Here is a 25,987-nt window from a genome sequence, read left to right on the forward strand (position 1 = left end):
TAATTCTTAATTATTTAATCGCATGGTCAGCCTGCACCTTCTCGCCATTCCAGGCCTTCACATTTGTCCACTCGGTATAAGGCCCCGACCAGAACTCATCTGTTGCCGGCAACCCCAGAGGCACAAGACCGAAAGAACAAAGATATACACTCCCCGTATTAATATAAGACTCGGAGATATCGATTTGTTCACCGGTAAAACCTACGCGCAACCAGCCGTTCTTATCGAAGTTAGCAGGAAAACTCATCTGGCGGCGGATAACAGCCGTCAAAGCGCAACGTACCTGCGCCGGCTTGACCAGCTCCGGCAGGATATGCATCAATGCCGCCTGTCCCAAAGCATGAAACGCGCCGAAACGGTAACAGATGGAGCGGCCGACTACCGGGTAAGCTCCTTCCGGAGAGATGAAACGCTCCAGTATCTCGGCATAGCGGGAATGACGTTTCAACTGCGTCGGCAGGAAATCCGCCCCTTCCACGTTGTGTTTCTTCATCACGACCAGCACATCCGTCAACATCGGATGAATCACAAAACTATTGTAGTAATCCATATGGAAATCCGCTCCGTCACCATACATGGCATCGCCTTTGTACCAGTCGTCTCGGAACCTTTTCACGCCATACAGCATCCGTTCCATATCGCATTCTCCTGTAAATTCCAGTAAGGCAGCTTCAACAGTCGATGCAAAAAGCAGCCAGTTACTTTCAAACGGTTTGATATTACGGCTCCGTTTCAATTCGGTAATCATCCATTCCTTAGCTTGCGGATCGAGATTTCCCCAAAGCTGCTTCGGAGCACGCAAAAGACCCTGTGCCAGAAAAGCCGCATCGACCAAAGGTTGGGAGGGTTCGCCGAAAACCAGGTAATCGGGAGACTGCGGGTTCACGGCATTCTTCAAACCTTTCACTGTCAGGTCGATATATTTGGCGCGAAGTTTCCCTTCCGGCGTATTGTCCGGTCCCAGTTCCAACCAGGGTGCTATACCGCAAACCAAACGGCCGACAGCTTCCAGATGCGAAAAACGATGTCTGTTTCCCAACGACTCGTAAGGCATGTTTTTCTTCAGCGTGTTATTACTCAAATTGACAAGTACGGGATCTGCAATACGCGTCAGGGTTTCCACCCAAAGAGCACGGTCTTCTTCCCCTGTCGTTTGCTGGGCTTTACCTGTAAACGGCAGGCAGATCGTACAAAGAATTAGTACGGCGATTTTTAAAGAATGTCTCATGGTTTACTATTTAGATTAATTTCTTCAGCCTCATCAATGCCTCTACATAGTAGTAGTCGGCATAGCTAAGCGGAACGTCCACCTCACTGTTTCCAGGCAAGTGTCCGGTCGAATGCTTGAGTACAAAGTTACAGTTTGTTCCTCTCTCTGCCAAATATTCGGGAGAAGATAAAGAACGCACTTGCTGTTCGGCGAAATCCAGGTAACTTTTTGCTTCCTCCGATTTATCCAGCTGGCTCAATTCGATCAAGGCGGAGGCCATAATCGCGGCAGAAGAGGCGTCGCGCGGAGCATCCGGGATATTCGGCGCATCGAAATCCCAATACGGGACTTTATCGGCCGGCATATTCGGATGGTTCATCAGGAAATGTGCAATATGCTTGGCTTGTGCCAGATAGGCGGGATCGCCGGTTTCACGCGCCATCATCGTATAGCCATAGATGGCCCAAGCCTGTCCGCGTGCCCATGCCGATTCGTCGGCATAACCCTGGTGTGTCATCTTTATATGCGGGTTACCGGTGATCGTATCGTAGGAAACAACGTGATAGCAACTGTAATCATCACGGAAATGGTTGGCCATCGTTGTATTGGCATGTGTCACGGCGATATCATGGAAACGGTTATCTCCCGTCGTCTTGCTCGCCCAAGTCAGCAATTCCAGATTCATCATATTGTCGATGATAACCGGATACTGCCACTTCCCGTTATTCGTAAAATCCCAGGAACGGATCGCTTTGATCGTCGGGTGAAACGGGTACTGAGCGAACCGGCTCCGGTCACCAGGACATTCTTGTAGTCCGGACTTTGGGTCAACCGATAGCCGTTGCCATAGCTGCAATAAAGCATAAAGCCCACATCGTGGTTATCCGTCACGTGCTGCACGTCTTCCAAACGTCCGGTAAACAATTCTGCGTACTTTTTCAATTCGGGAGTCGGGTTGCTTTCATACAAATACCAAAGTTCACCGGGAAAGAAGCCGCTGCACCACCAATAGCAATCGCTGGTTTCCAGCTTGCCGTCCTTAATCGTTTTAGGCAGGCGCCCTTCCCGTTGTTCCAACTCTTTGGCCATCAGCAATGCCTGTTCGGTCGAAGCCTTCAAGCCACGGTCAATCACTTTCGCAAGAGGTTCCTCCTGCGGGGTATTACTACAAGACGACAACAAGAGTGTGGTCGCTAACACAGTTAAACTAAAAAGTTTGTTCATAAATAAAAGATTAGAAAGATTTTGGACAAATATACAGGAATCTCTCCTAAGAAACAGCAAAATCCGGGAATAAAATCAGGAACGACTCCGAATTTCATCGGAGTCAATCGAATAAAAGCATGCAGAGATGTTTGAAACACAAATGTAATGCAATCGTAACATCTCATTCAACCCCATGTAACAGCTTCTTAATCTCTGTTTCGTTCCTTTGCATCAGAATAAAAAGGTAAACAAAGTGAAAAAGTTTTTCGAAAAGATTGTAGAAGGGGGATTGCTTATTAGCGGGAGCGTCAGCAGCTTTACGATTTTGCTGATCGTGTTCTTCCTGTTCAAAGAGGCCGGCGGCCTTTTTAATACTCCGGCCACTGAAGAAGGTTATGTACTTGCCGTAAATGAGAAGAACGATGTCACCAAATTATCGCCGGAGAAGATCATGGATATTTTCGATGGCAATATCAGCAACTGGAAAGAGATAAACGGGATGGACCAGGATATTCTGATATTCCGTTTCTCCGATCTGACCAATTACTACTCCGAAGAAGAGTTAGGCGACGAATTCCAGTATGTGCCCGAGAAAATCAGCGAATTGGTAGCCAAAGAGCCCGGCATCATCGCATTCTTCCCCAAACAATACCTGTTGGAGAATGGCTTTCAAGGCAGGGTTCTCCCGGAAGAGAAAATTACACCGGGGGAATTTTTCGGCGGGACAAAATGGTATCCGACCTCCACTCCCGCCCCGATATTCGGGTTGGTCCCGCTGTTGTTAGGGACATTGCTCGTCAGTATCGGTGCAATCGTCCTGTCGCTTCCTTTCGGTGTGGCCGTAGCGATCTACATGGCGGAGATTGCAAGCAAACGGACACGCGGTTTGCTGAAACCAATCATCGAATTGCTTGCCGGCATCCCGTCTGTTGTCTACGGATTCTTCGGGTTGGTGGTGATTGTACCATTGATACAGAAAGGGCTTCATCTGCCTGTCGGTGAAACGGCTTTCGCCGGTAGTGTAGTCTTGGCCATCATGGCTCTCCCCACCATCATTACGGTTGCAGAAGATGCCATGCGGACGACACCGCGCGCCATGAAAGAGGCAAGTCTTGCGCTGGGAGCAACCCAATGGCAAACCATCTACAAAGTGATAATCCCGTACTCGATTTCCGGTATCACATCGGCTATCGTACTGGGTATCGGACGTGCGATAGGCGAAACAATGGCGGTGTTGATGGTTACCGGAAACGCGGCAGTCATCCCGACTTCCTTCTTTGAACCCGTACGTACCATTCCGGCAACGATCGCAGCCGAACTTGGAGAGGCACCTGCCGGCGGCGCACATTACGAAGCGTTGTTCCTGCTGGGTGCGGTCCTTTTCCTCATAACCTTGATATTGAGTATCTCGGTTGAATATATCTCATCTAAAAGAAAAATCTGATTAATAATATGGCACCTGTACAAAAAGTAGGAAATATAGACGCGAAGAAACGTTCCTCGCAAAAATTGGCTTTCGGTTTCTTTACCTTCCTGAGCTATTTAGTTGTTGCAATCCTGTTTGTGATCCTGGGCTTCATCATCATCAAAGGAGGTAGCGTGATCAGCTGGGATTTCCTGACAAAAGCGCCTGAAGACGGCATGACAAAAGGAGGTATTTATCCGGCTATTGTCGGGACGTTCTACCTGATCCTCGGAAGCAGTATCATCAGTTTTCCAATCGGGATCATGAGCGGTATTTATATGAATGAATATGCGACAAACGGTAAATTAGTGCGTTTCATCCGTATCATGACAAATAACCTGAGCGGTGTGCCTTCTGTCGTGTTCGGGCTGTTCGGTATGTCACTGTTTGTAAATACCCTGGGATGGGGCGACTCTATCATAGCCGGTTCGTTCACACTGGCGCTGATGTCGTTACCGCTGATTATCCGTACAACGGAAGAGGCCTTGAAGAGTATCGATGATTCCTTCCGCCACGGAAGCTTAGCCTTAGGTGCAACAAAGCTGCAAACGATCCGCCGCGTGGTACTTCCGATGGCATTCCCGAATATCATCACCGGTTTGATCCTGTCCGTCGGACGCGTTTCGGGGGAAACGGCACCGATCCTATTCACTGTCGCGGCTTATTTCCTTCCCCAGTTACCGGGAAGCATTTTCGACCAGTGTATGGCATTGCCCTACCACCTGTATGTAATCTCGACCAGCGGTACGGATATCGAGGCTTCCCGGGGTATGGCTTATGGAACTGCATTGGTTCTGATCGCAATCGTGCTGGTTGTCAACCTACTGGCCAATGCATTGCGTAACTACTTTGCTAAAAAGGTAAAGATGAATTAAATAAATTATTAGTATGATAAAGATTGATGCTCAAAACGTAGATTTCTATTATGGCGACTTCCATGCATTGAAAAACATATCGATGCAGATAGAAGCCAATACCTCGGTTGCCTTTATCGGGCCGTCGGGTTGTGGAAAATCTACATTCCTCCGTTTATTCAACCGCATGAACGATCTGATTCCCGACACACGCCTGGAAGGAAAAATCTTCATCGACGGACGGAATATCTATGAAAAAGGAGAAAAGGTAGACACGCTCCGTAAAAATGTCGGGATGGTCTTCCAGAAAGCAAATCCGTTCCCAAAGACAATCTTTGAAAACGTCGCTTACGGGCTCCGCGTAAATGGTATTAATGACAATGAATATATAGAAGAGACAGTAATCAAAAGCCTGAAACAGGTGGTTCTCTGGGATGAAGTAAAAGATAAGCTGAAAGATTCGGCTTTCGCCCTTTCCGGCGGCCAGCAACAGCGGCTTTGTATTGCGCGTGCACTCGCAATCTCCCCTTCTATTCTGCTGATGGACGAACCGACCTCGGCCCTCGATCCGATCTCGACAAGCAAGATTGAAGACCTGGTGCATGAATTGAAGAAAGAATATACCATTGTGATCGTCACACACAATATGCAGCAGGCTGCCCGTGTGAGTGATAAAACGGGATATTTCTATTTAGGAGAACTGATCGAATACGGAGATACGCGTAAGATTTTTACCAACCCGGAAAAGGAGTCGACACAGAACTATATCACGGGACGATTCGGATAATTAAGAATTTAAAATAATAGATTGATGAAAGTTATTGAACAGGAAATAGCCACGTTGAAGAATACAATCAACGAAATGTGGGCGCTTGTCCACCAGCAGATATACAATGCCGGCGAAGCCATGCTGACAGGCGACAAGGAACTCGCTTATAAAGTAATCAACCGCGAACGCCGCGTGAATGCTTTCGAGCTGAAAATAGACAGTGACTGCGAGGATATCATCGCCCTGTATGCACCGGTAGCGGTCGATCTTCGTTTCGTGCTGGCCATGTATAAGATCAATACGAACCTCGAACGGTTAGGAGACTTCGCCGAAAGTATCGCCCGCTTCTCCGTCAACCTGCCGGAGGGGGAACCGATTGATCCCGAACTGATTAAGAATACCCGCGTGGAAGAGATGTTACAGGAATTGCTCTCGATGCTCTCTCTCGCCCAGGAAGCTTTCGAAAAAGAAAGCTCGGAAATTGCGTCCCGCATTTTCATGAAAGATAATCTTATTGACGAGATCAACCATAATTCGACACACCTGATTGCCAACTATATCGAAGCTCATCCGAGCAGTGCGTTGGCAGGTCTTTACATGGCCGGTGTAATCCGCAAGATGGAGCGTTTCGGCGACCACTGTACGAATATTGCAGAAGAGCTGATCTTTTATCTGGATGCAAAGGTGATGAAACACATGGGCAAAACAGAAGAGAAATAGTTATCTTTGCAGCCAGAATCAAACACAATCGTAATCGACAATGAAACGACTAACGGCATTCTGGCTGTCAGCCTTCTTTTTATGTACTACATCCTTACAGGCGCAATCGATCATCCCGGAACGGGATTCGTCTGCCGTTTCCCTGTTTGAATATGCAACCAAGATTCCCCGGCGGAATAATGTATTCAATCTGAATTTGGAAATGCACGCCTCTTTCAACACATTCTTCACCGGCAACAAGCTGGATGAAGCCGCCTTTCGTTTTAACCATATCAAACTCGAAGCCGCCGGCGAAGTAAACGATCGGCTCTTCTACTGGTACCGGCAAAACCTCAACCAGGGAAATGAAGGCATGGAGCTGGAAAACCTGCCGGAATCGATCGAGTATGCCTTGATCGGCTACCGCCTCAACGACAAGTTCACTGTCATCCTCGGGAAGCAGGATGCCGCCTGGGGCGGGTTTGAATATGACCTCAATCCGTTCGAGATATACGAATACAGCGACATGAACGAATATATGGATTGCTATTTCACCGGTGCAACACTGGCGTACCAGCTGACACCCTCACAGGAATTGCGTGTACAGGTGACGGACAACCGTATCGGCAGCATGGAAGATGCTTATGGCGTGCTACCTGCCGGAATCGAAAAACCACGTGCCCCTCTTTTCTATACACTCAACTGGAACAGCAGTTATCTGGACGAAGTTGTAAACCTCCGTTATTCAGCTACCGCTGGCGAACAGGCAAAAGGGAAATGGATGTATATGGCTTGGGCTGGACACAATGTTTGCTCCGGTCCGTTCGACGGCTATCTGGATGTGATGTACACACGCGGTCCGCTCGACCCGCTGGGCATCCTGACCGAACTGGCTCCGGCTGCCGACGAGGATGAAGAAGGTCCCGTTTGCCTCCGCAACGTCCAGTATCTTTCGTTTGTCGCAGAAATGAATTACCGGTTCCACCCGAGATGGAATGTCTTTGCCAAAGGCATGTATGAAACCGGCTCCATCTACAAAAGCGGAAGCAGCGAAGACGCACTCCCTTCCGGCAAATACCGTACCGCATGGGGCTATCAGGCCGGTATCGAGTTCTACCCGATGGCCGACGAAAACCTGCACATCTTCCTGACAGGGACAGGCCGCTCCTACAGCTTGACGGGAAAAGCGAAAGCGCTGGGTGCTTCCATTGAAAACACAGGGAAAATTTCAATCGGATTTATCTACAAACTTCCATTGTATTAAGAATAAGTCTGTATATTTGTAAACAGAATAATAAACAAAAAAGCAATATGCAAACAGTCAAACAAGACATTATCGGAAAGTTCTCCCCGCATCTATTCTGGGATACAGACCGGGATAAATTAGATTGGGATCATCATTGCGCTTTTATTATCAAACGTATACTGGAATACGGTACTTTAAATGACTGGTATTTACTTTGTCGTTATATTCCAATATCTGATATAGCTTGTATCGCAAAAAAGTTCCGGGATCTCGAGCCTCGGGCTCTCGCTTTTATTTCAACAATATCACACATTCCAAGAGAACAGTTCAGATGCTACACTACAAAACAATCGATCCCGCAACACTGGAACTTCTAAAAAGTCTTCTGGCTATTCCGGATTTTGAAAATCTGCGTCTGGCAGGAGGTACTTCACTGGCTTTACAAATTGGCCATCGAACATCTGTTGATTTAGATTTATTTGGAGCTTTGTCTATAGAGCCGGATGAGGTTCTTGAAATAATCCGTCCTTTAGGAAACATTTCAATTATAAAGAACTCAAAGAACATCCATATCTTCACCATTAACAATATAAAAGTAGATCTTGTAACTATGGATATCCTTGGTTAGCTCCGGTGAATAACACAGATTTTCTTCGACTGGCAGGTCTGGAAGATATTTGCGCTATGAAGCTGGCGGCAATAACCGGCAGAGGTACAAAAAAGGATTTTATCGATGTCTATTTCCTCCTACAATATTTTTCACTAAAAGAAATGCTCCGGCTTTATTCTGAAAAATATACAGACGGTTCCATATTTATGGTCATTAAAAGCCTTTCCTATTTTGACGATGCTGAAGAAGAACCCGAACCACTCATGTTCAGTATTATTGATTGGAATGTGATAAAACAAGAAATGCAAAAACAGATTTCATCACTTACTTTCTAAATAAAAAGAGGGGATCAAAAACTCTTTTGCCCCTCTTTTATACAAATAACCAATTTAAAACATCAACCCCAACTGATCCCCTGCCTGCAAGTCGACGACCAACATGCCGTCGACAACGGGGAGGGAGACGGATTTCTGGTTGATTTTGATGCTCATGTTGGCTGAATTAGCAGGGAGTTTGATGCGGAAAGTATTAGTCACCAATGCTTTCAAGCCGGCTTCTGTCAGCTGGCCTTCCGACCATTTAGCGGACACTTCGCCACCACCACGCACTTTCAGCCCCTTGAAACTGCCGCTTTTCCAGGCAGAAGGCAGGGCCGGAAGCAATTCGATCCGTCCGGTCTGGCTCTGCACCAGCATTTCGGCAATACCGGCGCAACCTCCGAAGTTTCCATCGATCTGGAAAGGAGGATGTGCACAAAACAGGTTCGGATACGTACCGCCGCCGTTCGTCATATTTGTCTTCCAGTCCACACACGGACGAAGCAGGTCGGCCAACAACTTATAAGCATGGTCGCCATCGTGCAGCCGCGCCCAGAAATTGATCTTCCAGGCCATTGACCATCCCGTGCTCTTATCGCCGCGGGCAATAAGCGACTTACGGGCAGCCTCGGCAAGCTCCGGCGTCTGTTCCATTGAAATCTCATTACCCGGATACAGACCGTAAAGATGGGACACGTGACGATGATGGGGTTCTGTTTCCTCATACGGTTCAAGCCATTCCATAATACGCCCATCCTGACCGATCGTCGTCGGCATCAGGCGGGCACGCTTGGCAGACAGTTCGCCGGCAAAATCCGAATCGATACCCAAAATACCGGCAGCCTCGATCGTGTTGGTGAACAACTCGCGCACGATCTGATTGTCCATCGTAGAACCGGCACAGATATGGGCTGTATGGCCGTTCGGCAGCTTATAGCCATTCTCAGGCGAAGTCGTCGGAGCCGTCACCAGATATTTGTTGCGGGGATCTTCCACCAGCATATCCACAAAGAACAGGGAAGCGCCCTTCAAGACAGGATAGACTTCTTTCAGATATTCTTTATCCAATGTATAGAGATAATGCATATACAGATGTTCACAAAGCCAGGCTGCGGAAGTATTGGTCGCCCCCCACGACGGATGCTCGCCCGGTGCTGTAAATTCCCAGACGTTACCCAAAATATGCGTCACCCAGCCACGGGCATTATAATAAGCCTTTGCCGTCCGCTCGCCACTGGCAACCTGTTTCTTGGTCCATTCCACCAACGGGAGATGCAGTTCGGAAAGGTTTGTAACCTCAGCCGGCCAATGATTCATCTGCAGATTGATATTCAGATGATAGTCGCCATTCCAGGGCGTATTGATCGTATTACACCAAAGTCCTTGCAAATTAGGAGGCAGCAGGCCGACGCGGGTAGACGAGATAAGCAGGTAACGGCCAAACTGGAAATAAAGTGCGCCCAGCGAAGGATCGTTATGATCTTCATTGAAAGCGGCAAGACGTTCGTCCATCGGCAGATCCTCCCGGGAAGAACGTCCCAGATCCAGTTCCACACGTCCGAAAAGAGAACGGTAAGCAGCGACATGTGCTTTCTTCAAGGAGGCATAATCTTTCTTTTCGGCATTCGCCAGCAAAGATACAACCTTGCCGTCCGGATCCTTGTCGAAATAATCGGTAGCCATACTGACCAGCAGAATAGCCTCGGAAGCATTATGCACGGAAATCGTAGAATCGCCCGGAGTGACAGTTCCGCCTTTCGGCAAAAGGACACGGATACGGGATGCATAGCGAAGGCCTTTCATCTCGAGCGTATCGACTCCATCAGGCAATTGCCCCTGCATCAACAAGTCATTGCCGTCGGTCGTCACCTGATAATGCTCGGGGCGATTCATGCCGAAGGAGAAGTTCAAGGCCCTGTCGGCATCGGCAGTCAGACGGATCACGCCCAAATCATCGGCAAAGGAGGTAAAAACCTCACGGCCGTAATTAACTTTCCCCTTTTTAAAAGAGGCAGTCGCAATCGCGTTATCCAGATTCAGTTCACGCCGGTAGGCAGAGATCGAGTCTGCCGCATCCTGATAATCATAATCCAATACGAGGTTGCCCAGCAATTGATAGCTACCATAAGGGACATTTGCTCCTTGTCCCTGCCCGCTTCCTTCACCCTTGCAGACGAAGGTGTTGTACATCAGCTCCTGCGCCTCATCATTGCGACCTTCAAAAAGAAGACGGCGTATCTGTGCCAGCGAATAATAAGCCTGCGGATTATCGGTATCCTGTTTGCTTCCCGACCACATGGAGATTTCATTCAAGACAATGTTTTCCGTTTCGACACCTCCGTCCGGCATCAACCCGAGACGCCCGTTACCCAACGGGAATGTTTCTTCCCAAATCTTTGCGGGAGCATCAAAATGATAGGACAACGGCTTACCCGTTTTCACATCCGGCATATTGCATCCTGCCAGGAAAAGCAATATAAACGAGAGACATTTTAGTTTCATGGCTATTAAATCTTTAAGTTATTATCAGAAACTTTGCATATCGCAAAGCTTTTTATAGTATCCGTTCAGTTCGATCAGTTCGTCATGCCGTCCGCGTTCCACAATCGCGCCTTCGTGCATCACGCAGATCTCATCAGCATTCCGGATAGTCGAAAGGCGGTGTGCAATCACGATCGTCGTACGGTTACGCATCAGATTCTCCAAAGCTTCCTGCACCAGACGTTCCGACTCAGTGTCGAGCGCAGAAGTCGCCTCATCGAGGATCAGGATCGGCGGGTTCTTCAGGATCGCGCGGGCAATGCTGATGCGCTGGCGCTGTCCGCCGGACAACTTGCCGCCCCGGTCGCCGATATTGGTATCATATCCTTCTTCGCTCGCCATAATGAAATCGTGCGCATTGGCGATGCGGGCCGCCTCCTGTACCTGTTCAAGCGTAGCTCCTTCCACTCCGAAAGAGATATTATTGAAGAACGTATCGTTAAAAAGAATCGCCTCCTGATTCACATTTCCCATCAGGCTGCGCAGATCGTACAGGGTCGCATCGCGCACATCCGTACCGTCAATCGTTATGCTGCCTTTATCCACGTCATAGAAACGGGGCAGCAAATCCACCAGCGTGCTCTTTCCCGAACCGGACTGTCCAACCAAAGCCACCGTGCGCCCCTTCGGAATCGTCAGGTCAATGCCTTTCAACACCCATTCATGTTGGTACTTGAACCATACATCCTGATAACGGATACTCTCGTTCAAGGCAATCGGTTTCGGGTTCTCCGGATCGTTGATATCGCTTTCCGCTTTCAGAATCTTATCCACACGATCCATGGAAGCAAGTCCTTTCTGGATGGCATAGGACGCTTTGCTCAGGTCTTTTGCCGGATTGATAATACTATAGAAAATCACTAAATAATAAATGAAGGTAGAGGCGTCGATCGGACTGTTACTGCTCAGAATAAGCGTACCGCCATACCAAAGCACAATCGCGATCGTAGCCGTTCCTAAGAACTCGCTCATCGGATGCGCCAATTGCTGGCGACGATAAATACGGTTCGTCAACCGGCGGAATGTCTCGTTGCTCTTCTCAAAACGATCCTGTATCTTTTTCTCTGCATTAAAAGCCTTGATGACCCGCAGGCCGCCCAATGTTTCCTCGATCTGGCTCATCAGATAGCCCCATTGCTGCTGCCCCTCGAACGATTTCCGCTTCAGTTTCTTTCCGACCTGGCCCATCACGTAACCGGCAACAGGCAGCAGGATAAAGACAAAAAGCGTCAACTGCCAACTGATCGCAATCATCCCGATCAGGTAGATCAGGATCAGAATCGGATTCTTAAAGAGCATATCGAGCGAACTCATGATGGATGTCTCGATCTCGTTCACGTCACCCGACACACGGGCAATGATGTCACCTTTCCGTTCTTCCGAGAAAAAGCCAAGCGGAAGCTCCGTGATCTTGCGGTTGATCTGGTTGCGGATATCGCGCACGACTCCCGTACGGATCGGAATCATCGTATAAAAAGCCAGATACATCGTCCCGACCTTCATGAAAGTCGACACAACCAGAAATATGCCTAAGATGATAAGCGTAAACGAGCCGCCTTTCGTCTCGATCATATCGGACACAAACCAGAAGAAGTTATTTTTCAGCAGCTCGGGAGTCGCTTTCCAGGCCTCGAAAGACAGCGGGTTGAACGTCCAGTCGATATATGTATATGTCTCGTCACTAATCTTAAAAAGAATATTCAGAATGGGAATAATTAAAGCAAAGGAGAATAGATTCAATATGGCAGACAGGATATTGAATATCACATTCCACACCATATATTTCTTATAGGGAGGCACAAAGCGCCTCAGTATACGCAGAAAATCTTTCATGTTTGATTGATAGATTGAATTTAGGGCCGCAAGTTACTCAATATCCGGCTTATTCCGGGTATCAAGCGGTATTTTATTTCATTGTCCCCGATTCCTTAGCTGCCGGATGCCGTTCTTTTCACTCGTTCTATGGCTTCCATTAGTTGTCCGCTTGGCGGCGAACGATCGTTCGCTTGGCGCCGGACGATCGTTCACCAGCAAGCGGACGATCGTTCACCGCCAAGCGGACGGTTTATTGTTGCCGGTCGAACGGACAAGAGTCCTAATAGAAAAAGGTAAAATAGTAAGGACAAAACGATAAGATGTGCAACTATATGCGTTATCTTTGCATCTATATAGTATAAACAAATGCTATAACAATATGAAAAAGGTTTCTACTTCTCTACTGAAAAGTATCAACTGGCTGCTGGGCGGGATACTTGCGTTATTGGGTTTCTCGGCATGTGATGGCGGAGCTGATATGTACGGAACACCTTATGCCAACTTTACCATAAAAGGGAAAGTGGTGAACGAGGGAAGTGCACCGATTCCGGATATTGAAATAAAATGTCTGACGGAACATCATGGAGACGGTAGAAGCTGGTTCGACACAATACCGGCTGTTTCAACAAGTTCTGCAGGAACTTTCACCTGCCAGTTTGAAGAATTTCCAACCGGCAAATTACGAATCATTGCAACAGATGTCGACGGCGCTCTGAACGGTTCATATAAAAAGGACTCTACAGACATTACTATTTCCGGCGATGATTATAAAGGGGGAAAAGGAGGCTGGTTTAAAGGCTCTGTCGAAAAAGAAGTAAATTTCATCCTAAAAGAAGAGATAAAGAATGAATAAACGCCCTGGATTGCGAAAACGTCTTGCTTTAGAGCTATTTAGAAGTATCCGGAGAAACCGGGCCAAGATACATGAGTTGCGTACGCTCTTCTGGGAGTGTACGCTTCGTTGTAATGCGTCCTGCCGCCATTGCGGAAGCGATTGCCATGTTTCGTCAGCGCATCCCGATATGCCGGTCGAAGATTTCCTGAAAGTCATCGACGAGATCACGCCGCATATGAACCCGCACCAGGTAATGATCGTCTTTACCGGAGGGGAAGCGTTGGTTCGCAAAGACATCGAGGTCTGCGGACGGGAACTGAACAAACGCGAATATCCCTGGGGAATCGTCTCCAACGGATTGCTGCTCACCCGCGAACGGCTGGATTCGTTGCTTGCCGCCGGCATGCACTCCATCACCATCAGCCTCGACGGTTTCGAAGAGGCGCACAACTGGCTCAGGGGCAACCGTCGGAGCTTCGAGTGTGCCGTCAATGCGATTGCGATGTTGGCGGAAGAAAAGGAAATCGCGTGGGATGTCGTGACCTGCGTCAATCAGAAGAATTTCAAGGACCTGATGCTGTTCAAAGAGTTCCTGATCGAGATGGGTGTCCGCAACTGGCGCATCTTTACCATTTTCCCGGTCGGACGGGCGGCAGAAACACCGGAATTGCAGATCGATGACAAACAGTTCACCTGGGTCCTCCAATTTATCCGCCATTGCCGCCACGAAGGAAAGATACACGTAGACTTTGCCTGCGAGGGCTTCCTCGGCAACTATGAAGGCGAAGTGCGCGACCAGATTTTCCACTGCGACGCAGGTGTCAGCACCGCATCGGTCCTGATAGACGGCTCTATTTCCGGCTGTCCGAGCATCCGCGCCAACTATCACCAGGGAAACATCTACAAAGACAACTTTATCGACGTCTGGAACAACGGCTTCAAGGAATATCGCAACCGGAAATGGGCCCGGAAAGGACAATGTGCCGACTGCGACATGTTCCGCTATTGCGAAGGCAGCGGAATGCATCTGCACGACGAGAATGGGGAGTTGATGACTTGCCATTACAAAAGGATTGAATAAAACTCGTTAAATACAGATATGAGAACCACTTGCAATATATTTTTACTGCTATGCCTGTTTGCTTGTACACAAGGAAATAAAAACAAGGAAAAGGATATCAAGACTTATACAGTCGCCTGGGAGAATATATCTTCCCCCGAAGTCTTTTTTGCAGATATCGATACAGCCTATTTCATACCATTAGAGACAAATGATAGTAGCCAGATCGGGGAGATCAGCCAATTAAACGTATCCGACAAATTGGTATTGTCAGACAGAAAGACCCAAAGCATCCTGCAATTCTCTCTTGACGGGCATTTCCTCTCAGCACACAAAGCAATCGGGAATGGCCCGGGTGAATATGTGCGGATTGACGGGATGTACATAGACAAGAACAAAAACCATATTTTAGTTTTAGACGCGATCCAAAATAAAGTCCTGACCTACGACGCTAATTTCAAGTTTATCGAGGAGAAGCATACGCCGGTTCCTTTCGGAGCAATGGCTTTCAGCATGATCGAGGACAGCACTTTTGTCTATGAAGAAGGCATAGGGACAGTCAAAAGTGATCTGAAATACTGCCTGTTCGTTCAACCCCCAAACGGGGAAACGCGTCATTTCCTGCCTTTTGAGAAGACCATGAGCATACATTTCTCGCCAAGGCAATCACTCTACCACGTAGATGACGCATTAGTATTTGTCCCGACATACAACGACACGATTTATAATGTATTCGAAGACCGGGTTGAACCTCGTATGAGGATCGACTTCGGGGAACAATGGGTTGACGAAGCATTTGTTTATAATCAGGCTTTGGGGAAAGACCCGATGCTGTTCATGCAAAAGCTGGCAGATCAAAATTTCATATATTTCTTCAACCTGATGGAGAACAGGACACATATCTATATGGATTTCTACTACAAAGGCGAAGCTTATGTATCCGTCATCGACAAAAAAGACAATAGTAACACGCTTGTCAAGTTCAGAGATCCGGATGCACAGATGAAACCATTAGCCTCACATGGAGACTATTTCGTGTTCCCTCTCGCACAATCCGAATTCGCAAGAATTGCCGATAGCAACAATTATACGTTTGCAGGCAAAGCTCGATGGTGGAAATAAGCAACAAATTGAATGAAGAAAGCAATCCTGTATTAATGTTCGTAAAATTTAAATAGAGATGAAAGTACTGATTTTATTATTCGCAATCCTGTTTGGACAAGCAGGGGGTGACGACTGCAAAAGTTTTTATGAAAAGAACCTGCCGGATGAAATATATGGCAAGGTCATTGAAAAGAAAGAAGATACCGACTACTATCGGATCAAAATAAAAGACTCCATACAGGATAAGGAGATCGAAGTCTTATTGCTCAAAAACAAGACAGGTAAGGAGATATTTGATTTCATCCAAAAAGAGAGCTACGTAAAAAAAGAAAAGGCAACCTGTCGCTTTCAGCTCTGACACCCATGAAAGGAGGAGGCGGTTACAACGGGCAGTCTTTCCCCGACTTATGCGAGTAAGGGAAATTATCAATCGTCCATTGCAAATTGTCCATTGTTTCTTATCTTTACCCTCGTAAACTAAAAAACAACAATCGTACATGAAAAACGCTCTAATCTTATCGGCCTTACTTGCGTTTGGGCCCGTCTGTTTCGCTCAACAGACAGAGAAGTATCCATTGGGCAATTATGAGGAACTGACAGACACAAAGCCGCACGACGGCGAGGAAGTCTGGAACAAGATGACAACACCAACCCAATTGAGCTGGGGAACTACGGATATCCGTTACAAAAAGCTGGACGTTCCCGATGTGAAAAAGACAACCCGCCTGCAGACGAAAGCCTGGAAAGGAGAAAGGATAAACGCACAGGCCGTGCTGTGGACCAAGAATGACCTGGAAGAGGCAACCATCACGGTAAGCGAGCTGAAGAACGGTTCTTCCATCATTCCGGCTTCTGCCATCACGACGAATTTTGTACGCTACGTCATGACCGACGAACTGAACAAGGACCGCAAAGGCGGTTGCGGACATCGTGAGAACAAAGCCGAATGGGATTCGTCCGTCGTTGCCGACGTGCTGGACATTGTCAAGATACAGGACATCAAAGCCCTCACAACTCAACCGGTCTGGCTGAACGTATGGGTTCCCTCCGATGCCCGTGCCGGGAAATACAAAGGGACATTGACTGTTTCGGGAAAGAATTTCCAGGCGATGAACCTACAATTCGAGGTAAACGTGCTGAACCGTACGTTACCGGCCCCGCAAGACTGGGCTTTCCACTTGGATTTGTGGCAAAACCCGTATTCCGTAGCCCGCTACTATCAGGTTCCGCTCTGGAGCAAAGAACATTTCGACGCAATGCGCCCTATCATGAAAATGCTGGCTAACGCCGGACAACGTGCCATCACGACCAGCATCATGCACAAACCCTGGGCCGGACAGACCGAAGATCATTATGACAGCATGGTCACCCGCATCAAGAAAATCGACGGGACATGGGTCTATGACTATGCCTCTTCGACAAATGGGTTGAATTTATGATGAACGAAGTGGGCATCAAGGATCTGATCAGTTGCTACACCATGATCCCCTGGGCGCTGACATTCGACTATTACGATGAAGCAACCAACCGGGTACAGTTTATCAACGTTAAGCCGGGTGATGCCGAATATGCCGACTATTGGGGTTCTTTCCTGAAAGACTTCTCCCGCCACCTGCGCACAAAAGGCTGGTTCGAAAAGACAGCTATCTCAATGGACGAACGTCCGATGGAAGCCATGCGCGAGGCCATCAAGGTGATCAAACAGGCCGATCCTGAATTCAAAATCACGCTGGCCGGTAATTATCATCCGGAAATCCAATCCGACCTCTATTACCTGAGCATCCCTTACGGCCATAAATTCCCGGAAGATGTGAAAGCTGAACGCGAACGCAAGGGACAGATCAGCACGGTTTACACCTGCTGCTCGGAAGCATTCCCGAACACGTTCACCTTCTCTGATCCTGCCGAAGCTCCCTGGACCGCCCTACATGCCATCGCCGGAGGTTACGACGGTTACCTGCGCTGGGCCGTAAACAGCTGGACAGCCGATCCGCTGCGCGACTCCCGTTTCCGCACCTGGCTGCCGGCGATACCTACAGCATCTATCCTGGACCACGTAGCAGTATCCGCTTCGAACGTCTGGTCGAAGGTATCCAAGATTGCGAAAAGATCCGCATCCTCCGCTCAGAACTGAAAGGTAGCAGACTGGAGAAATTGAACAAAGCAGTCTCCATGTTTACACCGGAAGGCTTATCCGAGACGCAAAAGTCGGCAGCCGAGATGGTGAATGAACTGAATGAGTTGCTGAATTCGCTGTAATCAGCCTCTTTAGAGATAACAAAAATCCCCTTGGAGAACGGCATCAGGCTTCTCCAAGGGGATTTTTATTTAGTGTGATATAGCAATTATCATCTTATAATAATTATAAGATGATAAAACATTACTCCAGCCTCATATCTGCCTATTTCATTTAATCTGCTCTGAAAGGCCTGTTGAAAAAAGACTTTTAAATCTTTATTTTAAACACTTTCGTTCCGACTTGAAGAAAATAAATTTGATTCTTCGGCAATCGGATCTCACAACTATCGCTTTCAGCTCTCTTTGAACAAACCAATACACCCGAAAGATTATAAACTCTTATCAACTCATTGGGGATTACATTACTCACACACAGTCCATCCGATGAAATACAGATGCCTATGCTACGCTCTTCAATTGTTTCATTAGACGTAGCCAACAAATCTTTCATCTTTATCTCCAATTTAGAATCCTGATTAATCGTTAAATATAACAACATATTCTCCGTCAGTTGCGAAGTTATATCTTCGCCATTTAACAATATAGCTTCAATCCTCCAATTGGAAAAGTAAGTATTTTCTTCAGCAATAAGAAAAACAACAGTTTCACTTTTTTCCACTTCAATAAAACATTCTTCTTTTGGATAAATCCATTGAACAACAGCCCCTCCTACACCTTCATAATCCGGATAAAGTTGCCAAGCAAATGTCCCTCCCTGTAAATCAACTTGCAAAGAATAAGCAGACTCAACATGCTCTTCACGAATATTATCAAAATTGAGCCAACCATCTGCAAAAGCATATTTTCTTTTACATCCTTCAGGGACATAGAGAACACAAGTTTCATGAAGGCCTTCAAAAGAACTAAACGCACATACAGAAGGTTGCTCTCCTTGACAATGAATTTCTTGTAAACTTGTACAATGATGAAAGCAATCCCCTCCAATACTTTTCAATCTTCGTCCTAAGAGAATTGATTTTAAAGAAGAACAAAACCAAAAAGCTCCAATATCTATTTTTTCTAAAGAAGAAGGAAATACAATATTTTCCAAATTATCACAATTACCAAATGCCATATAACCGATTGTCGTTAAGAATTTCGGTAATTTAATATCCTTCAAACTACTACAGTTGTCAAATGCTTTTTCTGTTATTACATATGTTGCAGTATTTTCTATATCCACCCTCTTTAAATTATATTTTACCAACATTCTTTTCAGCACAGCAAAATCTTCTTTCATCAAAGAATTCCCCTTAATCACAATTTTCTCTGTCTGCTCTATTTCCTGGTCTGTCAATAAATTCAACAGTGTACCCATTTCTTTCATTTCAACATACGTTGTAACTTGAGATTTCATATTCAGACATAGACACAATCCCATTAAAACAAGTAGAATCTTTTTCATCATTTCTCCCTCCTTATCCTCCCTGTCCCCCACCGGTCGGCATTTACAAAAAAAGAAGCGTGGGAACCATTGTCTACTACTGTACTGAGGCTCTGGACTGCCCGCTATGCAATAATAGAACAATGATCCCACGCTCTATGCAAGTATATAGTCCACCCCACCAGGCAGATATATAACAAACACAAGCGCAGGAACCATTTGGCCTATTACCTTGCATAGCCGAAATTGTCCAGATTCCAGTACAAGATAATATCGAAACGCTTCTACGTTATTATTTTCAATACTTTACAAAGGTCGTATTTTTAGATGATTATCCAAAGCATACAACTATTATTTTTTCCCATTTGTGTAGACATCTCAAAACAGTTTTACAACAAAAGTTTCACAAAAACAAACCTTCAAACCTTCATCTGATGGTTTATCCGATTATTATATAGTCATTTACAGATGAAGGACATGAACCTTTTCATCGCCGGATGAAGTTTAAATCAGGGAATCACCAATAACTATTACTCTAAAAACGAATAAGCATCGGATAGCAAACCGATGCCTGTTCAATTCCGACGCGATGCTTGTCCCATAAAAACTGGCTCCCGTCCGAAAAATTGCAACTCCCATCCGAAAAAACAGGAACCATTCCATTCAATTTAAAATACCGGCAGTTTCGCTGGAAAAGACTTAAGTCTTTGATCCCAAAAGCTTAAGTCTTTGATTACAAAAACAACTATATTTAGAGATCAAAACACCTATGTTTTAATTTCAATGCGCATATGTTTTGACAAAGGTTCATAAGCTTCATCCATAAGAAACTTTATATTAACCAATTAAGCATATAGATGAAGGATTGAAGGATTATTTTCAGAAAACTTTTGCGGAGAGATATGTGATACTACCCGGAGATAGAAAACAAAAAAAGAGACACTACGAATAGCATCTCTTTTTCTGTTTTCTTTATTTATTTCTCCCGAATAAATATATTAATCGGTGTTCCTGTGAACTCCCAGTTTTCGCGGATTTTGTTTTCCAGGAAGCGTTTGTACGGGTCTTTGATCCATTGGGGGAGGTTACAGAAGAATACAAACGAAGGGACTTGGCCTGCGGGAAGCTGGGTGATATATTTAATCTTGATATATTTCTTTCCATGCGGGCGGCGGATAATTCTCGATGATCGGCAGCATGATCTCGTTCAGTTTGGCTGTTGGGATGCGGCGCTGGCGGTTCTCAAAAACCACTTGGGCTGTTTCCAGCACCTTCAGAATGCGCTGCTTGGTCAAGGCCGAGATAAACAGGATCGGGAAGTCGGTAAACGGCGCCAGGCGTTCACGGATCGCATTCGTAAACGTATCGATCACTTTCTGGCTTTTATCTTCCACCAAATCCCATTTGTTTACACAGACAACCAGGCCTTTCTTGTTCTTCTGCACTAATGAGAAGATGTTCAGATCCTGGCTCTCGATACCACGGGTAGCATCCAGCATCAGCACGCAGACATCCGAATTTTCGATGGCACGAATCGAACGAATCACGGAATAATATTCCAGGTCTTCGTTCACCTTGCCTTTCTTACGGATACCGGCCGTGTCTACCAGGTAAAAGTTCAGACCGAACTTGTTATATTTCGTATAGATGGAATCGCGAGTCGTACCGGCAATATCCGTTACAATATGGCGGTCTTCACCGATAAATGCGTTGATAAGAGAAGACTTGCCGGCATTCGGACGGCCGATAATGGCGATACGGGGCAGCTCTTCTTCCAACTCCTCCGGCTTGTCTTCCGGAAGTGTAGCAACAATCTTATCCAGCAGATCGCCGGAACAAGAACCGTTGATGGCAGAGATACAGAACGGATCACCCAACCCGAACGAATAAAATTCTGCAGCAGCAGGATGCAAATCGAAGTTGTCCGCTTTGTTGGCAACTACGATCACTGGTTTCTTATGACGGCGCAGAATGGCTGCAACCTCGTTGTCCAAGTCCGTTATACCGTTTAATACATCCACCACAAACAAGATTACGTCTGCCTCTTCGAGGGCGATCTTCACCTGTTTGTTTATCTCTTCTTCAAAAACATCATCCGAATTAATTACCCATCCGCCGGTGTCAATCAGCGAAAATTCTTTACCGGTCCACTCCACCTTGCCGTATTGACGGTCGCGGGTAGTGCCTGCTTCCTCGTTGACAATCGCCTGGCGCGTCTGTGTCAAACGGTTGAACAGGGTGGACTTTCCTACGTTGGGTCTACCAACTATTGCTACAATATTTCCCATAAACAACTTTTTCTGTCTGTGCTGTTAATTAATCCAGCTGGTAACCGAAGTTCTTCAGCATGTTGTCCCGGTTGCGCCAGTCTTTTTCGACTTTGACGAACATTTCCAGGAAAACCTTCTTCTCAAAGAAGCGTTCGATATCCTTGCGGGCCATAGCACCTACTTTTTTCAATGCCTGGCCACGATGCCCGATGATGATTCCTTTCTGGGAATCGCGTTCAACAATAATGAGCGCCTTAATGTGAATCAGCTCGGCTTCTTCCTTAAACAGCTCCACTACGACTTCTACCGCATACGGAATCTCTTTCTGGTAGTACAGGAGGATCTTCTCGCGAATAATCTCCGTAACGAAGAAACGGGCCGGTTTATCGGTAAGCGCGTCTTTCTCGAAATAGGGGGGAGATTCAGGCATCAACTCTTCCACCCTGTGTTTTACGTAATCTATATTAAAATTCGAAAGGGCAGAGATCGGAATAATCTCGGCTTTCGGAAGAAGTTCTTTCCATTCGGCAACCATTTTTTCCAGCTCGGGCTGAGTGGTCGTATCGATCTTGTTGATCAGCAACAGGACCGGACATTCCACTTTCTGGACCTTCTGGAGAAATTCTTCATTCTTGTCAATCTTCTCGACGACATCGGTTACATAGAGCAGCACATCGGCATCACCAAGTGCCGACTGCGAGAAATTAAGCATAGACTCCTGCAACTTATAGTTCGGATGCAGGACTCCCGGCGTGTCTGAATACACGATCTGCATATCGGCGGTATTCACGATTCCCATAATACGGTGCCGTGTAGTCTGCGCTTTCGACGTGATGATCGAGATACGCTCTCCCACCAGACGGTTCATCAACGTAGACTTTCCGACATTCGGATTACCGACGATATTAACAAAGCCGGACTTATGCTTGTTTTCCATTATACCCCCATTTAAGATAAATTGCACCCCAGGTAAAGCCGGCACCAAATGCTGCCAAGATCAGGTTATCCCCTTTCTTCAGCCTGTCTTCCCACTCCCAGAGGCAGATAGGAATTGTTCCGGCACTGGTATTTCCGTATTTCTGGATATTGATCATTACCTTATCCATATCCACGCCCAGACGTTTGGCCGTCGCATCGATAATACGCAGGTTTGCCTGATGAGGCACGATCCAAGCGATGTCGTCATGTGTCAACTGATTGCGTTCTGCAATCTCAGCTGCCACATCAGCCATATACGAAACGGCATACTTAAAGACATATTTCCCATCCTGGAAAACGAAATGTTCCCGGTTATCCACAGTCTCGTGAGAAGGAGGATAGGCAGAGCCGCCGGATTTCATAATCAGATGCGAATAGCCTACACCATCCGTACGCAAGATTGTATCGATAACCCCAACTTCTTCCGTTGTAGGTTCAAGCAATACAGCGCCACAAGCATCGCCAAACAAAGGACAGGTAGAACGGTCCTGGTAGTCTGTGATAGCGGTCATCTTATCACCGGCCACCACAATAACTTTCTTATAGCGTCCCGAACGAATATAGTTTGAACCCGTTTCCAGTGCATACAAAAAACCGGCACAAGCACCTTGCAAATCAAAAGTCATTGCATTCTTGCAGCCGGTATGGTAAGCAATTATGGAGGAAGTAGTTGGAAAATGATGGTCAGGCGTAGTTGTAGCGTCAGGATCACTTCTATTTCTTCCGGATTTACATTCGTTTTTTCGAGTAACTGCTTCACAGCACGTATGCCCATATATGAGGTACCAATTCCTTCGCCTTTCAAAATTCGGCGTTCTTTGATGCCTACACGTGTCATGATCCATTCATCCGTCGTATCAACCAATTTCGAAATGTCTTCGTTTGTCAATACATCTTCGGGAACGTATCCGCCAATACCTGTAATAACCGCATTAATCTTATCCATAATCTTTAAAATAAAAGGACTATATATCCCAATTAAAAAAAAGCCCTAAAAAAACTTTTAGGGCTATTTCTTGGTTTATCAAAACTTAATTCAGTCCGGATAAACTTACACAGCTGCTTCTTTTTCGATAGCCAACTTACCTCTGTAATAGCCGCATTCGCCGCATACAGTGTGATAAATGTGCCATGCGCCGCAGTTCGGGCAAATAGCCATTGTGGGAGCGACAGCCTTGTCATGAGTTCTTCTCTTGGCTGTTCTTGTCTTACCTTGTCTTCTTTTAGGATGTGCCATGTTTTAATTTATTTAATTGTTATCATTCTCAAGTAAACCTTTCAGACCATCCCATCGCGGATCTGTTGCTGTCGATACGTCGTCGTCGATCGTGATATCTTCATCCACGCTTTCGTCTTCGTATTCTTCATCTCCGTCGTCAGTACTTCTGGCAGTATGCTTTTTCAGCTTGGACGACATAGTCTTATTACATTTTCCCGGAGCATGTACGTGCTTCATAGGAATAGCCAATGCAATAAATTCATACAGGAACCACGCCAGGTTAATAGCGCCTTCATCTTCCGGTATAACAACTACTTCGTCACTTTCTTCGGCATATTCTTTACCGAACTTTACCACCAGGCGATTGTGTGTGTCGATAGGGATTTCCATATCGTCCAGACATCTGTCGCACGGAACCATAACAACACCTTCTATCTGAAAGTTCATTTCAAACATCACGGACGACCGCTTTACAGTGAGGTGAACCTTCACTTTGCCCTTCTGGACCTGGTCTCCATCGATGTCCACAAAAAACTTATTCTCCAGTAAGTAGTCAAATTCATGAACTCCCGGAGCGAGATTTTTCAAATCTACATTATATAATTTAAACTTTCCCAAAGCCTTTTAGTGTAAAAACCTTGCAAAGGTACGAAAAAACTAAACACAAATGCAACACCTTCGCAGTTATTTTTTATTATCAGGGATTTTAGCACTTATACTTTCTAAGCTCTATGCGGAAAGTCGTCCCTTTACCGACCTCCGAACTCTTTACAAATATCTTTCCGCCATGATAGGATTCTATGATACGTTTCACCAATGAGAGCCCTAACCCCCAACCGCGTTTTTTGGTTGTATAACCAGGATTGAATACAGTATTGAACTTCGACTTGGGAATTCCTTTACCGGTATCTGTTACGTCAATGCGGACAACTTTATCACGCTCTTCCACTTGGAAAGTAATCTCTCCCTGCCCTTCCATCGCGTCAACAGCGTTCTTTGTCAGGTTTTCAATGACCCAAGCAAACAAAGAATCATTCATCAATACCTGAATCGGTTCAGCTGTTAGATGAGTATAGATCTTGACCTTTGAAGATATGCGCGTGCTCATATAGCTTAATGCCGTACGGATCGAATTATTAATATCAACAGGAGCAGGGTCGGGATTAGAACCTATCTTGGAGAAACGCTCTGCAATCGTCTCTAAACGTTTCACATCTTTCTCCATTTCACTCAACAGGGAAGGATCGATCTCTTTTGTCCGCAAATATTCCACCCATGCGATCAGAGACGATATAGGCGTTCCTAACTGATGCGCCGTCTCTTTGGATAGTCCGACCCACACTTTGTTCTGTTCGGCTTTCTTCGTGCTCGCAAGTGCCAAAAAAGCGATTGCAATAAAGACAAAGACTATTGACAACTGTACATAAGGATAAATCAACAGCCGTTTCAGAATAATAGAGTCGTCATAATAGACATATTGGAACGTTCCGTCTTCCATATCGATCACAATCGTATTCTTGCTTTTCAACTCCTGCACTTTTGCCTTTTCAAATTCTTCCACATTGTTTTCCGGCAGATCTATATTTTTGAGAGACATAATACTGTCCCTGTCGTTACAAAGCACAACCGGGATAGTCGTATTGCCTTGAAGAATTTTCAAAACAAGCGACATATCCACTGCAGCATCCTTACTCGCCGTAAGCCGCGTAGCCTCTGCCCATACTTCCATCATCTGGCGCTCTTCCCGTGCCAGATCTTTGATCAACATATCGGAAACAACAAGTGAAGCAATCGAGATCAGAATTGCCGTAAAAATAAACACATACTTCAGCCGTTGCCGGGAATCATATATACTTTTCATATCGAAATATTCAGTCAATATATATTGAACGGCAAAGAATAGGGAATATTATAATATGAGCCCAGATTGTCGCTTTACACTTGGCTACATTCACGCTTGTAGCAAGCTTAAAAGGGCTCACCCCGAAAAGTTGTGGAGAAAGCAAAAAATAATTATTTTTGCTCAATGGAAACAGGTTACGAACTATTCTTACCCGAAGGCATATTGACTTACTTTGAAGTAACCCATGCCGATCGCACAGCAACAGCCATATTAATATACTTAGATGAGAAGGACTTATCCGAGGAAGAACGAAGTGGAAAACAT

The 25,987-nt window shown here is 46.1% G+C and carries 19 protein-coding genes and 4 pseudogenes; 12 read left to right on the plus strand and 11 right to left on the minus strand.

Annotated elements, in window-relative coordinates; genetic code table 11:
* Window positions 1-10: 10 nt before the first annotated feature.
* Both DW083_RS08610 and DW083_RS08615 read right to left on the minus strand, forming a co-directional pair.
* Entirely contained in the window at window positions 11-1,228 is a 1,218-nt protein-coding gene (locus DW083_RS08610; RefSeq protein ID WP_122332086.1) for a DUF2264 domain-containing protein, read from the minus strand.
* A 10-nt stretch (window positions 1,229-1,238) separates the two neighbouring features.
* Window positions 1,239-2,434: pseudogene (locus DW083_RS08615) on the minus strand (glucuronyl hydrolase).
* 235 nt (window positions 2,435-2,669) lie between these two features.
* Between DW083_RS08615 and pstC the strand changes: the two are divergent.
* From pstC to DW083_RS23570, 7 genes are all read left to right on the plus strand, one after another.
* Entirely contained in the window at window positions 2,670-3,860 is a 1,191-nt protein-coding gene (pstC, locus tag DW083_RS08620; protein WP_122332103.1) for a phosphate ABC transporter permease subunit PstC, read from the plus strand.
* Window positions 3,861-3,868: 8 nt separating this feature from the next.
* Window positions 3,869-4,756 carry a phosphate ABC transporter permease PstA gene (gene pstA / locus DW083_RS08625; protein WP_115500855.1) on the plus strand — a complete coding sequence of 296 codons (888 nt, stop codon included), beginning with the start codon at window positions 3,869-3,871 and terminating at the stop codon, window positions 4,754-4,756.
* Between the two features lie 13 nt (window positions 4,757-4,769).
* Window positions 4,770-5,522: a phosphate ABC transporter ATP-binding protein PstB gene (gene pstB / locus DW083_RS08630; protein ID WP_122332087.1), complete on the plus strand. Its 753-nt coding sequence runs from the start codon at window positions 4,770-4,772 to the stop codon at window positions 5,520-5,522.
* Window positions 5,523-5,546: 24 nt separating this feature from the next.
* Entirely contained in the window at window positions 5,547-6,224 is a 678-nt protein-coding gene (gene phoU / locus DW083_RS08635; protein ID WP_122332088.1) for a phosphate signaling complex protein PhoU, read from the plus strand.
* 40 nt (window positions 6,225-6,264) lie between these two features.
* Entirely contained in the window at window positions 6,265-7,467 is a 1,203-nt protein-coding gene (locus DW083_RS08640; protein WP_122332089.1) for a porin, read from the plus strand.
* Window positions 7,468-7,780: 313 nt separating this feature from the next.
* On the plus strand, window positions 7,781-8,077 hold the full coding sequence (locus DW083_RS23565; RefSeq protein ID WP_370038891.1) for a nucleotidyl transferase AbiEii/AbiGii toxin family protein: 297 nt from the start codon (window positions 7,781-7,783) through the stop codon (window positions 8,075-8,077).
* A gap of 56 nt (window positions 8,078-8,133) precedes the next feature.
* Window positions 8,134-8,394, plus strand: coding sequence for a hypothetical protein (locus tag DW083_RS23570; protein WP_370038893.1), 261 nt, complete (start codon window positions 8,134-8,136; stop codon window positions 8,392-8,394).
* 54 nt (window positions 8,395-8,448) lie between these two features.
* Here the strand turns inward: DW083_RS23570 and DW083_RS08655 are convergent, their stop codons facing one another.
* Entirely contained in the window at window positions 8,449-10,878 is a 2,430-nt protein-coding gene (locus DW083_RS08655; RefSeq protein ID WP_122332090.1) for a glycoside hydrolase N-terminal domain-containing protein, read from the minus strand.
* A gap of 24 nt (window positions 10,879-10,902) precedes the next feature.
* Window positions 10,903-12,750 (minus strand): ABC transporter ATP-binding protein, encoded by a 1,848-nt coding sequence (locus tag DW083_RS08660; RefSeq protein ID WP_122332091.1) that lies wholly within the window; start codon window positions 12,748-12,750, stop codon window positions 10,903-10,905.
* Window positions 12,751-13,111: 361 nt separating this feature from the next.
* Between DW083_RS08660 and DW083_RS08665 the strand changes: the two genes are divergently transcribed.
* From DW083_RS08665 to DW083_RS08685, 5 genes and pseudogenes are all read left to right on the plus strand, one after another.
* Window positions 13,112-13,585 carry a radical SAM-associated putative lipoprotein gene (locus DW083_RS08665; RefSeq protein WP_122332092.1) on the plus strand — a complete coding sequence of 158 codons (474 nt, stop codon included), beginning with the start codon at window positions 13,112-13,114 and terminating at the stop codon, window positions 13,583-13,585.
* Window positions 13,578-14,648 (plus strand): TIGR04133 family radical SAM/SPASM protein, encoded by a 1,071-nt coding sequence (locus DW083_RS08670; RefSeq protein WP_122332093.1) that lies wholly within the window; start codon window positions 13,578-13,580, stop codon window positions 14,646-14,648. The genes DW083_RS08665 and DW083_RS08670 overlap by 8 nt, the downstream gene beginning before the upstream one ends.
* Window positions 14,649-14,666: 18 nt before the next feature.
* The gene (locus DW083_RS08675; protein WP_122332094.1) at window positions 14,667-15,749 is read left to right on the plus strand and encodes a 6-bladed beta-propeller; all 1,083 of its coding nucleotides are present in this window, start codon (window positions 14,667-14,669) and stop codon (window positions 15,747-15,749) included.
* A gap of 58 nt (window positions 15,750-15,807) precedes the next feature.
* Window positions 15,808-16,089, plus strand: coding sequence for a hypothetical protein (locus DW083_RS08680; protein WP_122332095.1), 282 nt, complete (start codon window positions 15,808-15,810; stop codon window positions 16,087-16,089).
* Window positions 16,090-16,228: 139 nt separating this feature from the next.
* Window positions 16,229-17,990 (plus strand): annotated as a pseudogene (locus DW083_RS08685) (glycoside hydrolase domain-containing protein).
* 187 nt (window positions 17,991-18,177) lie between these two features.
* On the opposite strand, the gene DW083_RS08690 reads toward DW083_RS08685, so the two are convergent.
* From DW083_RS08690 to DW083_RS08720, 7 genes and pseudogenes are all read right to left on the minus strand, one after another.
* Entirely contained in the window at window positions 18,178-19,377 is a 1,200-nt protein-coding gene (locus DW083_RS08690; RefSeq protein ID WP_147382116.1) for a leucine-rich repeat domain-containing protein, read from the minus strand.
* Between the two features lie 952 nt (window positions 19,378-20,329).
* Window positions 20,330-21,641 (minus strand): annotated as a pseudogene (gene der, locus DW083_RS08695) (ribosome biogenesis GTPase Der).
* Between the two features lie 28 nt (window positions 21,642-21,669).
* On the minus strand, window positions 21,670-22,560 hold the full coding sequence (gene era / locus DW083_RS08700; RefSeq protein WP_115500840.1) for a GTPase Era: 891 nt from the start codon (window positions 22,558-22,560) through the stop codon (window positions 21,670-21,672).
* Window positions 22,544-23,547 (minus strand): annotated as a pseudogene (locus DW083_RS08705) (beta-ketoacyl-ACP synthase III). The gene era and the pseudogene DW083_RS08705 overlap by 17 nt, the downstream one beginning before the upstream one ends.
* A gap of 105 nt (window positions 23,548-23,652) precedes the next feature.
* Window positions 23,653-23,838, minus strand: a complete 186-nt coding sequence (rpmF, locus tag DW083_RS08710; protein ID WP_005634607.1) for a 50S ribosomal protein L32 — start codon at window positions 23,836-23,838, stop codon at window positions 23,653-23,655.
* Window positions 23,839-23,850: 12 nt separating this feature from the next.
* Window positions 23,851-24,438: a DUF177 domain-containing protein gene (locus DW083_RS08715; protein WP_115500838.1), complete on the minus strand. Its 588-nt coding sequence runs from the start codon at window positions 24,436-24,438 to the stop codon at window positions 23,851-23,853.
* Window positions 24,439-24,526: 88 nt separating this feature from the next.
* Window positions 24,527-25,681 carry a HAMP domain-containing sensor histidine kinase gene (locus tag DW083_RS08720; protein ID WP_122332097.1) on the minus strand — a complete coding sequence of 385 codons (1,155 nt, stop codon included), beginning with the start codon at window positions 25,679-25,681 and terminating at the stop codon, window positions 24,527-24,529.
* Window positions 25,682-25,987: the final 306 nt, after the last annotated feature.

The organism is Parabacteroides sp. AF48-14 (assembly GCF_003477465.1).
In the GTDB taxonomy this organism is placed as follows: Bacteria; Bacteroidota; Bacteroidia; order Bacteroidales; family Tannerellaceae; genus Parabacteroides; species Parabacteroides acidifaciens.

Bases quoted from the DNA above. Each gene is read 5' to 3' on its own strand.
- DW083_RS08610 (WP_122332086.1), bottom strand. From the start codon at position 1,228: ATGAGACATTCTTTAAAAATCGCCGTACTAATTCTTTGTACGATCTGC.
- pstA (WP_115500855.1), top strand. From the start codon at position 3,869: ATGGCACCTGTACAAAAAGTAGGAAATATAGACGCGAAGAAACGTTCC.
- pstB (WP_122332087.1), top strand. From the start codon at position 4,770: ATGATAAAGATTGATGCTCAAAACGTAGATTTCTATTATGGCGACTTC.
- phoU (WP_122332088.1), top strand. From the start codon at position 5,547: ATGAAAGTTATTGAACAGGAAATAGCCACGTTGAAGAATACAATCAAC.
- DW083_RS08640 (WP_122332089.1), top strand. From the start codon at position 6,265: ATGAAACGACTAACGGCATTCTGGCTGTCAGCCTTCTTTTTATGTACT.
- DW083_RS23565 (WP_370038891.1), top strand. From the start codon at position 7,781: ATGCTACACTACAAAACAATCGATCCCGCAACACTGGAACTTCTAAAA.
- DW083_RS23570 (WP_370038893.1), top strand. From the start codon at position 8,134: ATGAAGCTGGCGGCAATAACCGGCAGAGGTACAAAAAAGGATTTTATC.
- DW083_RS08655 (WP_122332090.1), bottom strand. From the start codon at position 10,878: ATGAAACTAAAATGTCTCTCGTTTATATTGCTTTTCCTGGCAGGATGC.
- DW083_RS08660 (WP_122332091.1), bottom strand. From the start codon at position 12,750: ATGAAAGATTTTCTGCGTATACTGAGGCGCTTTGTGCCTCCCTATAAG.
- DW083_RS08665 (WP_122332092.1), top strand. From the start codon at position 13,112: ATGAAAAAGGTTTCTACTTCTCTACTGAAAAGTATCAACTGGCTGCTG.
- DW083_RS08670 (WP_122332093.1), top strand. From the start codon at position 13,578: ATGAATAAACGCCCTGGATTGCGAAAACGTCTTGCTTTAGAGCTATTT.
- DW083_RS08675 (WP_122332094.1), top strand. From the start codon at position 14,667: ATGAGAACCACTTGCAATATATTTTTACTGCTATGCCTGTTTGCTTGT.
- DW083_RS08680 (WP_122332095.1), top strand. From the start codon at position 15,808: ATGAAAGTACTGATTTTATTATTCGCAATCCTGTTTGGACAAGCAGGG.
- DW083_RS08690 (WP_147382116.1), bottom strand. From the start codon at position 19,377: ATGATGAAAAAGATTCTACTTGTTTTAATGGGATTGTGTCTATGTCTG.
- era (WP_115500840.1), bottom strand. From the start codon at position 22,560: ATGGAAAACAAGCATAAGTCCGGCTTTGTTAATATCGTCGGTAATCCG.
- rpmF (WP_005634607.1), bottom strand. From the start codon at position 23,838: ATGGCACATCCTAAAAGAAGACAAGGTAAGACAAGAACAGCCAAGAGA.
- DW083_RS08720 (WP_122332097.1), bottom strand. From the start codon at position 25,681: ATGAAAAGTATATATGATTCCCGGCAACGGCTGAAGTATGTGTTTATT.